Source organism: Guyparkeria hydrothermalis, from assembly GCF_023555385.1.
Lineage (GTDB): Bacteria > Pseudomonadota > Gammaproteobacteria > Halothiobacillales > Halothiobacillaceae > Guyparkeria > Guyparkeria hydrothermalis_A.
Genome location: NZ_JAJSED010000001.1, coordinates 1186174 through 1199863, shown reverse-complemented (window position 1 = coordinate 1199863; position 13690 = coordinate 1186174). Strand labels below are relative to the sequence as shown.

12 protein-coding genes are annotated in these 13690 nt (G+C 66.4%); 10 read left to right on the top strand and 2 right to left on the bottom strand.

All coding sequences use genetic code 11. The annotated features are described in order from the left end of the window. Positions 1-53 precede the first annotated feature (53 nt). The 5 genes from LV476_RS05500 (at position 54) to LV476_RS05480 (ending at position 7177) form a co-directional block, all read left to right on the top strand. Positions 54-3161, top strand: coding sequence for an error-prone DNA polymerase (locus tag LV476_RS05500; protein WP_250074215.1), 3108 nt, complete (start codon positions 54-56; stop codon positions 3159-3161). Between the two features lie 389 nt (positions 3162-3550). Continuing rightward, the gene (locus tag LV476_RS05495) at positions 3551-4456 is read left to right on the top strand and encodes an alpha/beta hydrolase (protein WP_250074213.1); all 906 of its coding nucleotides are present in this window, start codon (positions 3551-3553) and stop codon (positions 4454-4456) included. Between the two features lie 151 nt (positions 4457-4607). Beyond that, complete coding sequence (locus LV476_RS05490) at positions 4608-5507, top strand: universal stress protein (protein ID WP_250074212.1); 900 nt, start codon at positions 4608-4610, stop codon at positions 5505-5507. A 109-nt stretch (positions 5508-5616) separates the two neighbouring features. Next, positions 5617-6546, top strand: coding sequence for a histone deacetylase family protein (locus LV476_RS05485; protein ID WP_250074210.1), 930 nt, complete (start codon positions 5617-5619; stop codon positions 6544-6546). Then, a complete protein-coding gene (locus LV476_RS05480) occupies positions 6536-7177 on the top strand; it encodes a uracil-DNA glycosylase family protein (protein WP_250074208.1) in 642 nt (213 codons plus the stop codon). The genes LV476_RS05485 and LV476_RS05480 overlap by 11 nt, the downstream gene beginning before the upstream one ends. On the opposite strand, the gene LV476_RS05475 is transcribed toward LV476_RS05480, so the two are convergent. Both LV476_RS05475 and LV476_RS05470 read right to left on the bottom strand, forming a co-directional pair. Beyond that, positions 7137-8867, bottom strand: a complete 1731-nt coding sequence (locus LV476_RS05475; RefSeq protein ID WP_250074206.1) for a potassium/proton antiporter — start codon at positions 8865-8867, stop codon at positions 7137-7139. The genes LV476_RS05480 and LV476_RS05475 overlap by 41 nt on opposite strands. 101 nt (positions 8868-8968) lie before the next feature. After that, positions 8969-9274, bottom strand: a complete 306-nt coding sequence (locus tag LV476_RS05470) for a hypothetical protein (protein ID WP_250074204.1) — start codon at positions 9272-9274, stop codon at positions 8969-8971. 126 nt (positions 9275-9400) lie between these two features. Between LV476_RS05470 and LV476_RS05465 the strand changes: the two genes are divergently transcribed. The 5 genes from LV476_RS05465 (at position 9401) to LV476_RS05445 (ending at position 13690) form a co-directional block, all read left to right on the top strand. Then, a complete protein-coding gene (locus tag LV476_RS05465) occupies positions 9401-10264 on the top strand; it encodes a helix-turn-helix transcriptional regulator (protein WP_250074203.1) in 864 nt (287 codons plus the stop codon). Between the two features lie 195 nt (positions 10265-10459). Then, positions 10460-11101, top strand: a complete 642-nt coding sequence (locus LV476_RS05460; protein WP_250074201.1) for a hypothetical protein — start codon at positions 10460-10462, stop codon at positions 11099-11101. Positions 11102-11266: 165 nt separating this feature from the next. After that, complete coding sequence (locus tag LV476_RS05455) at positions 11267-11854, top strand: thioredoxin family protein (protein WP_250074199.1); 588 nt, start codon at positions 11267-11269, stop codon at positions 11852-11854. Between the two features lie 195 nt (positions 11855-12049). Next, on the top strand, positions 12050-12850 hold the full coding sequence (locus LV476_RS05450; RefSeq protein WP_250074197.1) for an energy transducer TonB: 801 nt from the start codon (positions 12050-12052) through the stop codon (positions 12848-12850). A gap of 102 nt (positions 12851-12952) precedes the next feature. After that, on the top strand, positions 12953-13690 hold the full coding sequence (locus LV476_RS05445) for a MotA/TolQ/ExbB proton channel family protein (RefSeq protein ID WP_434062816.1): 738 nt from the start codon (positions 12953-12955) through the stop codon (positions 13688-13690).

The window sequence follows — 13690 nt, the reverse complement described above, 5'->3', positions numbered from 1 at the left end:
ACCGCCCGACGACAGGGTGGATTTCGGTAACTGTACAGATATACAGTATCGGTATGAATGCCTATGCCGAATTGTCTGCCCGCTCCAACTTCAGTTTTCTCGCCGCCACCGCCGATCCCGAGCAACTGGTGGCGACGGCGGTCGAGCGCGGCTATGCGGCCATCGCCATCTGCGACGAGTGCTCGTTCGCTGGGGTGGTGCGCGCCCAGCAGGGCTGGAAGGCGCTGCCGGCGGATGACCGGCCGCAGCTGATTCTCGGTGCGCGGCTGGTGCTGGAGGAGGGCGACGAGCTGGTGCTGCTGGCGGCCGACCGGGCCGGCTATGCCGCGATCAGCCAGCTGATCACCCGCGGTCGGCGGGCGGCGGCCAAGGGCGAGTACCGCCTCGATCGGGCGGCGGTACTCGACGGGCTCGCAGCCGGGGTGCGCGTGATCTGGCAGGTGCCGGCCGACGACCGCCTTGGCCCGGCGTGGCTGCTGGCCGCCACCCGTCCCTGGCTCGGCGTGGTGGCCTGGCTCGACGGGCTCGATGGTGCGCGCGCCGCAAACGCGCGGCGGCTGGCTGCGGCGCACGGCCTGCCGGTCACGGCGCTGGGCGACACGCTGATGGCCGAGTCCGAGGAAAAGCCGCTGTTGGATGTGGTTACGGCCCTGCGCCATCGCACCACGGTGATGGCGGCGGCCGACCGCCTGCCGCGCAATGCCGAGCGCCACCTGCGCCCGCTCGAGGCACTGGCCGAGCTGTTCCCTGCCGAATGGCGTGCCGAGGCGCTGCGGCTGGCCGGCACGTGCCGGTTCTCGATCGACGAGCTGGCCTACGAGTACCCGCTCGACGACATCCCGCCGGGCGTGCCGGGCCATGAGCACCTGCGACGGCTGACCTTCGAGGGGGCGGCGAAGCGCTGGCCCGACGGTGTGCCGCCGAAGGTGGCCGCGCAGATCGAGCGCGAGCTCGGTATCATCCGCGAGATGGCCTTCGAGCCGTACTTTCTCACCGTCCACGACATCGTCCGCTTCGCCCGCTCGCGCGGGATCCTCTGCCAGGGACGTGGCTCGGCGGCCAACTCGGCGGTGTGCTTCGCGCTCGGCATCACGGCGGTCAACCCGGCCGAGTCCTCGATGCTGTTCGAGCGCTTCATCTCCAAGGAACGTGCCGAGCCGCCGGACATCGATGTCGACTTCGAGCATCACCGCCGCGAGGAAGTGATGCAGTACATCTACCGGCGCTACGGCCGCGAACGGGCGGCGCTCGCGGCCACGGTGATCCGCTACCGGCGCCGCTCGGCCCTGCGCGACGCCGCTCGGGCGCTGGGTATCGGCGAGGACGTGCAGGAACGGGTCAATGAGCAGCTGGCCTGGTGGGATCGCGAGGTGAGCGCCGAGAAGCTGGCCGCGGCCGGCATCGACGGCGAGCAGCGACGCATCCGCTGGTGGCTTGCGATCGCCCGGCAGCTGACCGGCATGCCACGTCATCTCTCGCAGCACGTCGGCGGTTTCGTCATCGCCCGCGGGCAGCTGGCCGACCTGGTGCCGGTGGAGAACGCCTCGATGGCCGACCGCACCGTGATCCAGTGGGACAAGGACGACCTCGATGCCGTCGGCCTGATGAAGATCGACGTGCTCGCACTGGGCATGTTCTCGGCGGTGCGCCGGGCGTTCGAGCTGGCCAACCGGCATCGGCCGCGCGAACTGCCGCTGGCGCTGTGGTCGATCCCGCGCGAGGACGCCGCGACCTTCGAGATGATCAGTCGTGCCGATACCGTCGGCGTGTTCCAGATCGAGTCGCGCGCGCAGATGAGCATGCTGCCGCGCCTGCAGCCGCGCTCGTTCTACGATCTGGTGATCGAGATCGCGATCGTCCGCCCCGGCCCGATCCAGGGCGAGATGGTTCACCCGTACCTCAAGCGCCGTCAGGGTCTCGAGCCCGAGGAGTATCCGAACGAGGAGATCCGGCGGGTGCTGGGGCGCACCCTGGGCGTGCCGATCTTCCAGGAACAGGTGATCGAGCTGGCCATGGTGGCGGCGGGCTTTTCCGCCGGCGAGGCCGACCAGCTGCGCCGGGCGCTGGGGGCATGGCGAAAGCGCGGCACGCTCGAGGACTTTCGCAAGAAGCTGTATGACGGCATGACCGCGCGCGGCTTCACGCCCGATTTTGCCGACCGGGTCTACCGCCAGATCCTCGGTTTCGGCGAGTACGGCTTCCCCGAATCGCACTCGGCCAGCTTTGCCGTGATCGCCTACGCCTCGGCCTGGCTCAAGTGCCACGAGCCGGTCGCCTTCTACTGCGCGTTGCTTAACAGCCAGCCGATGGGCTTCTACGGGCCATCGCAGCTGGTGCAGGACGCCCGTCGCCACGGCGTGGTGGTGCGTCCGCCCTGCGTGCTGGCCAGTCAGGACGAGAGCACGCTCGAGCCGCTGGCAGGGGGTGGCGGTGCCACCGCGACCCACGCCTTGCGTCTGGGGCTGGACCGCATCCGCGGGCTGTCCGCCGGCGGTATCGAGCGCCTGCTGGCCGCTCGTCGGGTCGCGCCGTTCCGGCAGGTGGCCGACTGCGTGCGCCGTGCCCGGCTGGATGCGCGTGACCGGCGGGTGCTGGCGCAGGCCGGTGCCTTCGCCGCGCTGGAAGGCAACCGGCATGCCGCCCACTGGTCGGCGACCGGCATTCCGGACGATCTCGCGCTCGAGGCGGGTCTGCCTGCCGACCGCTCGGTCGGCGAGCCGGCCGTCGAGTTGCCCGCCCCCGATGCCGCACAGACCATCCTTGCGGACTATCAGCGGCTGGGGCTGTCGCTGAATGGTCATCCGCTGGCATTGCTGCGCGAGCGGTTGCGCCGGCTGCGGCTGCGACGCAGCGACGAGCTCAAGACCCGACATGACGGCGCACACACGCGCTACTGCGGGCTGGTGACCATGCGCCAGCGCCCCGGTACGGCCAAGGGGACGGTGTTTATGACGCTCGAGGACGAAGCGGGCACGGTCAACGTGATCGTCTGGCCCGATCGGGTGGCCGAATACCAGCAAGTGGTGGTGGGTGCCCGCCTGCTGGAGGTGCGCGGCCAGTGGCAGCATCGCGAGGGCGTGGCGCATCTGGTCGCGCGGGTGCTGGTCGATCACAGCGAGTGGCTGGGGCGCCTGCCGGCGCGCTCACGCGACTTTCACTGACGAGCCCCACGCGTCTCGCAAACGGAAACGCGAAACGTTTGCATTTGCATGTGTGATTGATATACTTCTCCCCGTCACATGAAAACGAAGTGAGGCAGGCCAAGTCAGCCAACCCAGCCGCTCACGATGTATCGATCCGGGGAACTCCTGAATCTTTTTCCGGTCAAAGCATGTGGGTCGCGTTGAGAGCTTCTTCTCTTCGTTTTTATTGACTCCTCCTGCGGTGAGTTTTCGGGCAGGCCGATCCCTTTTGGGGAACGGCCTGCCCATTTTTTTGTGGCATGGCTTATCGATTTTCCTCGCCCGGGCCTGCCTACGGGGCATTATTTCCCCTTTCGTCCGGCTAGACTTTCCGGCGGAACCGGTATTCACCAAAGGAGCCAACAACAATGAAAAGCATCTTCCGGACCCTGACCGCCGTCGCCTTGAGTCTGCCGCTTCTCGGTGGCCTCGCGCAGGCGGCCGAGCGGGTCGAACTGGACCACGACGGCACGACACTGGTCGGCCACATGGAAATCGCGCCGGGCAGCGAGATCGCCGACGGCGTGGTCCTGATGGTCCATGGCACGCTTGCCCACGGCCAGATGGAGATCATGCGCAGCATGCAGTCCCTGCTGGCCGAGTCGGGCTACAACGCGCTCGCCATCAACCTCAGCCTGGGGCAGGATGCGCGCGAAGGCATGTACGACTGCGCCAGCACCCACCGCCACAAGCACGAGAACGCCGTCGACGAGATTGCCGCCTGGGCCGAATGGCTGAAAGGCGAGGGCGCCGACCGACTGGCGGTGATGGGCCACTCCCGTGGTGGCAACCAGGTGGCGCGCTATCTCGCCGGCGAGCCCGATCCGGCCGTCGAGAAGGCGGTGCTGCTCGCGCCTCAGACCTGGACGGCGGGCTATCACGCCAAGGACTACCAGAAGCGTTACGACGCTGAACTGGCGCCGCTCCTCGAGAAGGCCAAGACCCTGGTCGCCGAGGGCAGCGGCGACGAGGTGATGGAGATGGACTTCATCTACTGCGAGGACACCACGGCCACGGCCGCCAGTGTGGTCAGCTACTACCGCGAGGACCCGCTGATGGATACCCCCACCGTGCTGGGCGCGGTTTCGGTGCCCACCCTGGTGATCGTAGCCGGGGCGGATACCACGATTACCGACCTCGAGGAGAAGATGGCCGAGCCGGCCAAGGAAGAGCACATCGAGATGACGGTCGTCTCGGGCTCGGATCACATGTTCCGTGACCTGTTCCTCTACGACGCGGCGGATGCGGCCACCGCCTTCATCGGCTGGCACTGACGAGTCTTCGCCCCACCGGGGCATACTCGCGTCCACACGGCGGCCTCCCGGGGCCGCCGTTTTCGTTCGTGCCGGCGCATTCCGCTGGTGGGAAAGCGATTCGCAGGTGCTACTGTTTTTGCATTGATCGATGGCAGACGAGGAAGCAGCCATGAGCCAGCCACGCCCGATCCTGATCGCCAGTGACCTCTCGCCGGCCAGTGACGCGGCAGTCACGCGCGGTCTGCAACTGGCCGATCAGCGCGGGTGCTCGGTCATCCTGCTGCATGTTATCCGCGAGGAGCCCCTGTGGTGGGTGATCATGAGCCGGGAGCTCGATCCCGAGGAGTTGCGCGCGGCGCTGGCGCGCGAAGCGACAGCCGGCCTGCAGGACCAGGTGCGTCAGGGCGTATCCCAACTGGGGATCGCCTCGCCTCGAGTCGAGATCGTGGTGCGTTGGGGCAAGCCGGCAGCGCTGATTACCGAAGCGGCAGAGTCTCGCGAGGCGGAACTGATCGTCGCCGGCACCGATACACGACCCGATGCGAGTCGCTGGATCATCGGTTCGACGGCGGAAAAGCTGGTACGCGCCGGCAGTTGCCCGGTGCTGGTCGTCCGTCACTCTCCCGGGCCGGGATACGCGCGTATTGCGGCCGCCGTCGACTTCTCGCCGGCCAGCCGCGAGGCCCTGGCCGAGGCGCTCGCTCTGGCACCGGAGGCCTCATTCACCTTGATTCATTCCTACGAGACCTGGTTCGAGACGTACATCGACCCGGCAACCTACGAGCGGCTTCGTTACGAACAGGAAGAAGCCTTGCATGAGCGACTGAGGGCCTTTGCCCACGATGCCGGTGTGCGTGAAGGACAGGACGTCGACTACCAGGTGGTGGCGGGGCTGCCGGGGGTGGCAGTGCTTGATGCCGCCCATGCGTTCGAGGCCGATCTGGTCGTCTGCGGCACCCAGGGGGAGACCGGCCTGCGGCACCTGCTGCTCGGCAGCGTTGCCCAGCATATACTGCGCTCCGCGGGGACCGACGTGCTCGCGGTCAGGGCATCGAGTGCCGGGGGCTGAGTCGCTTGTGGCGGGCTTTGCGTTGACTGGGTTGGCCAGCCTTTTCCGGTTTACAAACCCGGGGGCGCATGCTTGATTTGAGCGATATCCCGAGCCGAGGAATGCCGCCATGTTGATCTACAGCCATCCGGTCTGCTGGAAGCACGAGAACGAGAACGACGTGATGCTGCCGCACCCCGAGCGCCCCGAGCGCCTGGATGCGGTGATGGCCGCCATCGACCGGTTCCCGGCCGACCGTTACCAGCGCCTCGAGCCGCCACTGGCCGACAAGGCCGACTACGAACTGGCGCACGACCCGCGCTACGTCGATGCCATCTTCACCCAGGCGCCCAAGGACTTCGGCGTGCTGCGCGTCGACGGCGACACCTCGCTCAACGAGTACACCCTCGATGCCAGCCGGCGGGTGGTCGGCGGGGCCATGGACGCGGTCGATCGGGTGCTGGCGGGACCGGATCGCCGTGCCTTTCTCGCCACGCGCCCGCCGGGCCACCACGCCGCCCCGTGCCAGCCGGCGGGGTTCTGCGTGTTTAACAACGTGGCGATCGCCGCCTACCACGCCATTCGTCATCACGGCCTCGAACGGGTGGCGATCGTCGATTTCGACGTGCATCACGGTGACGGCACCGAGCAGATCGTCGCCAACAGCGCGCCGGTGCGCTTGTTCTCGTGTTTCCAGCACCCGTACTACCCCTATTCGGGCATCCCGCCGCTCGCGGACAACTGCCTGCCGGTGCCGCTGGAGAACCTCACCGACGGCGAGGGCTTCCGTCGGGCGATCCGTGACTCGGTCTGGTTCGACACGCTGGCCGAGTTCCAACCGCAGCTGCTGCTGTTCTCCGCGGGCTTCGATGCGCACAAGCAGGACCTCCTCGGTGGACTGCTGCTCCTGGAGGAGGATTTCGCCTGGATCACGCGCGAGGTGATCGCCGCGGCAGGCGGCGACGATCTGCCGGTGGTTTCCCTGCTGGAAGGGGGCTACGACCTCCAGGCGCTCGAGGATTCCGTGCTCGCGCACCTGACCGCACTGGATGTCGGCTGAGCCGCTGGAACTCAACGCGCTCGAGGCCGAGATCCGGGCCTGCCGGCTGTGCGAGGCCGAGCTGCCGCTCGGCCCCCGGCCGGTGTTCATCGCCCGTCCCGAAGCGCGTCTGCTGATCGCCGCCCAGGCGCCGGGGCGACGGGTCCACGAGACCGGCTTGCCGTTCAACGACCCCAGCGGCGACCGGTTGCGCGACTGGCTCGGCATCGATCGCGAAACCTTCTACCACCACCCGTCGATCGCCATCGTGCCGATGGGGTTCTGCTATCCGGGTACGGGGCGGGGAGGGGATCTGCCACCACGACCGGAATGCGCCCCGACCTGGCGTCGACCGCTACTGGAAGCCATGCCGCGGGTCGAGACCACCGTGGTGATCGGCCGCTATGCGCTGGGTTGGCACCTCGGGCTGAAGCGCGGACAGCGCGTCACCGACCTGGTGGCCGACTGGCGCCGCCTTGCGCCAACGCAGTTCCCGCTACCGCACCCCAGTCCGCGCAACAATCGCTGGTTGCGCAACAACCCATGGTTCGAGGCCGAGGTGGTTCCCGCCCTGCGGGCGCGGGTGGCGTCCCTGCTCGAGACGTCGTGGGCTACCCGCTGGTCTCACGGAACTTCAGGCCCACCTGGGTGATGGTCGATCCTTCCATCTCGCGCACGGTCAACTCGACCCGGTCGAGCAGCACGGCATCGCCCACTACCGGCGGATTGCGCAGTAGGGCTTTGATCGCTTCGTCGAGCGTTGTCTCGCGCAGCTCTGCCGGCGGGTCGATGCCGTAGACCTGGGCGAGATCGCTCACGCGGGCGCCGCCGCGCAGGGAGAAGGCGCCGAAGAAGGTCTGCTCGGCGAGCGCCGGCTTTTTCCTGCGTTCGCCGGTGAAGAAGCGGTTGAGGTCGTTGATCATGTCCTCGGGGATGATGGTCAGCACGATGTCGCCAGCCCGGAAACGAAAGCCGCGTTCGGGCGTGCGCAGCCCGAGGTTGCGGACCACCCCCGCCACCGTCACCGACTCGCCGAACGGCAGACGGTCGAGCCCGACGCCGTCGGCATCGGTGTGTTCGCCCACGACGAACTGCACCATCTCCAGCCTGGGTTCGATCGGCAGGTTGAGATCCGCCCGCTGGCGGGGTTCTGCCAGCGGCGGCACCTCGACCTTGAGCAGGCGGGCAGCAAGCGGCACGGTGCTGCCCTGGATCAGGAGCGAGGTGATCACGACCACGTAGGCCACCTCGAAGAAGCGGTCGGCCTCGTCGATGCCGTAGATCATCGGGAACAGGGCCAGCACGATCGGCACCGCCCCGCGCAGTCCGACCCAGGCGATGAAGGCCGTCTCTCGCCAGTTGAAGTGGAAGGGCCACAGACCGATGGTCACCGCGAGCGGCCGGGCGACCAGCAGCAGGGCGAAGGCAAGGATCAGGGCCGGCACGATCTGGTCGAGCACCGCCGTGGGTGTGACCAGCAGACCGAGGATGAGGAACATGCCGGCCTGCGCGAGCCACGCTAGCCCGTCCATGATGCGCAGGACGTGGAAGGTGCCCCGGTTCTTTGCCGTGCCGATCACCAAGCCAGTGAGATAGACGCCGAGAAAGCCGCTGCCGCCGAGCTCGTTGATCAGCGCGAAGGAGAGCAGGCCCCCGGAAGCGATCAGCAGGGCATAGAGGCCCTCGGCCAGTTCGATGCGCCGCAGCGTCTCGCGCAGTATGAAACCGAAGGCGACGCCGAGCACCGCGCCGATGCCGAACTGCTGGATCAGGAACAGCCCGGTCCAGGGATCGAACAGGGACTGGTCGGTCGAGATGACCTCCAGCAGCGTGATGGTGAGGAATATCGCCATCGGGTCGTTGATGCCCGACTCGATCTCAAGCGTCGAGCCGACCCGCTCGTTGAGCCGTGTGCCGCTGCCCTTCAACAGTGAGAACACCGCCGCGGCGTCGGTTGAGCCGATGATCGCCCCCATCAGCAGCCCGTAGTGCCAGCCGAAGCCCATCAGCCAGGCGGCCAGTGCCCCCATGGCGCCGGCCGTGATCATTACACCGACGGTGGCGAGAGACAGTGCGGGCTTCAGGGCGACCCGGAAGGTGCGGATGTGGGTGCGCAGGCCGCCGTCGAGCAGGATGATGGCCAGCGCGATGTTGCCGATCAGGAAGGCGGTCTGGAAATCGTCGAAAACCACGCCGCCGATGCCGTCCTGGCCGGCGAGCATGCCCACGCCAAGGAAGATCAGCAGCAGCGGGAAGCCGAAACGCGACGAGGCCATGCCGGCGAGAATGCTGGTGAACAGCAGCAGGGCACCGAGCAGAATGAAGGAATTGGTCGCGTCCATAGCGTCCTTGAGAAACCGTGCGGGCCGATCGGTTCCATCATACGCGAGCTCCCCCGGCGTGTTGGCGCCGGGGGAGCGTTCTGGTCGGTATTGCGGCAGGCTCAGATCGGTTGGGCGACCAGCGTCGGCAACGGAGCAATCAGGCGGCGTGCCGCCGGCGCCGGCGTTGCCGGTGCCTCGGGCAGGGGATAGCGGGCATCGATCTCGCGCCGTACCGCGGCCTGCTCGGGCAGTAGCGGCAGGTGACCGCCGGCGAGCATCTCGACGGCATCGGACAAGCCGAGCTGATCGAGATGCTGCTGGGGATCCTCGAGAAAGGTCTCGAGATCCAGCCCGGCCGTCGAGAGGCGGCAGGCCCGAAAGATGTTGGCCCAGAAATCGATCACTTCGTCGCGGTAGGTATGCATGACTGTGCTCCTCTGTTGACTGCCTACAAAATAGGCATGTCCAGATAGTATGCATACAATATGGGCGTGTCAACAAAATCGTGTCGTTTTTATTGACACACGATTCGCCTGCCGCAAAATGACCGCATGGAACCTTCCGTCGACACCCTCAAGTGGGATCTGCGCCAGCGGCTCAAGCTGCTCGAATGCACCTTGCTCCTCAATGGCTGGGTGCGCACCCAGGCCCTGACCGAGAGCTTCGGCATCAGTCGGGCCCAGGCCTCCAAGGATTTCGCCGTCTACCAGTCGCTGGCCCCCGAGAACCTCATCTACGACCGATCGCAGAAACGGTACGAGGCTTCTTCGGCATTCGCTCCGGTGTTGTTGTCCGGGCGGACCTCGGAAATGCTGGACGTGCTGGCCGCGCTGCCGGGAGAGGACAGCCCGGTACTGGCACTGGCGGCACTCGGGCCCAGTGTCGAGATTCTCCGCCCCATGGAGCGCGAGCTGGACCTGGCGGTGTTCCGTTCGGTCAGCGCCGCGGCGAGCAATGGCCATCGGGTGGAGGTCGATTATCAGTCGATGCGGCGCCCGGAGCCCCGGCGCGTGGTGCTCTCGCCGCACACGCTCGTCTACAGCGGGTTCCGCTGGCACGTCCGTGCCTACAGCCACGCGCATGACGAATACCGCGATTTCGTGCTCGCCCGTATCAAGCGGGCCGAGTCGTTGCCGGAGCTGGCCGGCGAGTCGCGCGACGGCGATCGCGACTGGTTCGAGGAGGTCGATCTGGCCGTCGGAGTGCATCCGGATCTGCCGGCGACGCAGCAAGCGGTGATCGCCGCGGATTACGGCATGAGCGACGGGCGGGTCGTGTACCCGGTGCGCCGCGCGATGGTGCCGTACTTCCTGCGGCTGATGCAGATCGAGCCCGAACGCGAGCATCCCGATCCATCGATCCAGCAGATCCGGTTGCTCAACCCCGAGGTGGTCGAGGACGCTCGCTGGGACTAGGGGGCCGTCTGTCGGTCGTGCTACCGGCAGGCAAAGGCGTGTGCCGTCAAACGGTGATCGATCGTAACTTGTTGTTTCTTTGACACATACGCGTCGGTTTTCTAGCGTCAGTGGCAGTTGGGGCACGACTTGTCGGGAGACGAGGAAGTGCTCCATCCCATTTGCCGATATCCCTGGTTAGGGAAGGAGGCGCACATGAAACGCAATCTGATTACCACCGCGCTGATGCTGTCCTTTGCCAGCGGCAGTCTGGCTGCCGAGAGTCCGTCCGGGCTGCCGGATCAGTCCGCCCTGGTGTTGTCGGGCACGGCGGTCGAGACCACGCCGAGTTCGTTCGTGATGGATTACGGCCAGGGCCTGATCACGGTCGAGGTCGACGATTGGGAGTGGGTCGAGAAGGAGGCCCGCGGCCTGATCGAAGGTGATGAAGTGACGGTATACGGCCGCATCGACGACGACTTCAGCGAGGCCCGGACGATCGAGGCCAGCAGCCTGTACGTCGAGAATCTCGGCACCTACTTCACTGCCGAGCCAGGCGACGGGGAAGACGTTTCGGTTATCCCGACGCTGGTGTTCAACGTCGACTCCGGGATGGACGTCACCGGCAAGGTGACATCTGTCTCGCCGGGCGAGAAGGAGTTCACCATCGATTCGGGCGCCCGACAGATCACCGTGGATACCACCGAGTTGAACTACGACGTGCTGGATGATCAGGGTTTCCAGCAGATCGACAAGGGTGATCTCGTTGCCGTCAACGGCTACATGGAAAACGACTTCCTGGAGAGCATGGAGTTGAAGGCCGACTCGGTCGTCACCTTCGCCCAAGGTTATTACTAAGCGCTATTCCGAAACGATCCCTTGCTTTCATCCCCCTTGTGGCAAAGGGGGATTTTTTTGTGTTGACGAGCGGTGTGATGGAGTGCCGGTCACAAAACGTGCGACTATCGCCGGACTACGAATCATGCCGGCGTGTCCGGCGGACGTGACAGGGAGAGAGCATCGATGAAGGGACAGGCAGCAAGTCGCGGGAACGGCATCAAACGGCAGGGCAGGGGGCTGGCGCGGTTGGTCGCGCTGACCCTGTTCCTGCCGCTGGTCGGGCTGGCGCAGGCGGGTGATTCCGACCCCTATACCGACGAGGTCGCATTCGTCGATCACCTCAACGATCTGCCGGCGGACCTGGCCTGGATGCAGGAACACGACAAGCCGATGATGGTGTTCTTCCATGCCAGCTACTGTGGCTACTGCCAGAAGATCGACGACGAGTTCATCATCCCGATGCGGCTGAGCCCCAAGTACCAGGGGCGATTGATCATCCGCCGGGTGCAGATCGACGGCGACCAGACATTCACCGGTGTCGACGGTACCACCCAGCAACCGGAGGCCTTCGCCGACCGCCTAGACGTGCGAGGCGTGCCTTACGTCCTGTTCTTTGCACCGAACGGCCAGCGGATCGGCGAGATCACCGGCACCGCGCCCGGGTTCTACAACCACTACCTCGAACGCAATGTTGACCTCGCCGAGCGCTGTGCCCGCGACATGGGGGCCGAGGAATGCCAGCAGATGAGTAACCGGCCCGGCCTGCGGTAGGCACCCACCGGTTCTCGTTGCGGGGTGATCGTGGCCAGGCGGTAGGCGCCGCGACTGATTGATGCCGGCTTCAATAGAACTGCGAATCATTGCTATTTGCGCCCGTGATTCGTTTGGATTACCGTGGCGGCCCGCTGGGTTCGATCGGCCACGATCGAATCGGCCGCGCTCGTCGTAATCCGGTGTTCTTCAGCCATGCCAAGACAAACAACTCGGTTGGTCGTGATCGGGGTGACGGTCAGTGCCTTGTTGCACGCGGCTCTCGCCTGGTTTGTGCTCGATCAGCCGGCACAGACGCCCGATTCGTCCGCAGCCGAGAATGCTCCTCACGTCCAGTGGATCGATCTGGCCCGGGCCGAGGCGAATCAATCGCCTGACACCGTCTCCCGGCCCTCGGCTTCCGCTGCGCAGGCTATGCCGTCCACGCCACTGGCGGCGAAATCCTCTCCGGCGGCCAGCATGGAGCCCAAGCTCGAACCGAAGCCTGAACCGGAGTCCAAGCCTGAACCGGAGTCCAAGCCCGAACCGGAGTCCAAGCCCGAACCGGAACCGAAGCCCGAACCAGAACCCAAGCCGGAGCCGAAGCCAGAGCCGAAATCGGATCCTGAGCCAGCCCGCCAGGAAGTCGGGACTGGGGCGCCCGCTGAGGCGAGTGCTCCGTCGGCCAGTGATGGGGCGTCACCGACCGAGCCGGCTCGGCCGGAGCCGGAGCCCGTTTCGCCGCCGAGTTTCTCCGCGGGGTATCTCGACAACCCGCCGCCGACCTATCCGCGCGCGTCGCTACGGTTGCGGCAGGAGGGGACGGTACGCATCCGGGTGCAGGTCGGCCCCGACGGACGACCGGTGGACTGGTCGATCGAGCGTTCCAGCGGTCACGAACGGCTCGACCGGGCGGCGATGGCGGTCATCGAACAGTGGCGCTTCGATCCGGCCACAAAGGGAGGGCGCCCCGTCGCGGGTGACGTGATCGTGCCGCTGACCTTCCGCCTGCGCTAACCGATGGCTGGCGGGCGAGGGTGAGATCAACAACCGAAATGCGAACGGTTTGCATTGGCATGATCAATCCAATAGGATTCGCCCTGTTTTCTCCGGCAAGGGGTGTTTCCCGTGGACCTGTTCAGTGTTTTTCATCAAGGCGATGCCGTCCTGGTGGCTGTGTTCCTGATTCTCGCCGCGATGTCGGTGGCGACCTGGGCCGTGGCCGTAGCCAAGTTGATGGCCTGGTTCGAACGGGCTCGCTCGAGCAGTCGGTCCCAACGGGAGATTGCCGAGTCCCGCTCGGCCTCGACCCTCTCGCAGCGGGTTGCCGGCCGGAAGAATCCGGTGGCTGCCATCGCGCGGGCAGGGCTCCAATCGGCGCGCGCGTTCCGCGGTCGCCTTGATGGCAGCCTGGTCGACAACCAGCGGCTCGACGAGTCGCTGATCCGCGGGATTCGCCAGGAGCTCGACCGACAGGAAGCACGGGTACAAGCCGGGCAGACGCTGTTCGCCAGCGTCGGCTCGTTGGCACCGTTCGTGGGTCTGTTCGGCACCGTCTGGGGGATTCATGGGGCTCTCGTGGGACTTGCCGATGCCGAACGCGTCACCATGGATCTCGTCGCCGGCCCCCTCGGCGAGGCGCTGGTCGCGACCGCGGCAGGGCTTGCCGCCGCGATTCCCGCCGTGCTGTTCTTCAACCTCTACAACCGCAGCCATCGGTTGTACTCCCAGGCCCTGGAGGCGAGTGCCCACGACGTGCACGCCCTGTTGATGCACGATCCGGAACTGGCTCGTTGGGCGCGCGGCGAGCGCGAGCCGGCGGCGACACCCGCCTCCCTCTCGACGGTAGAGGCCTGA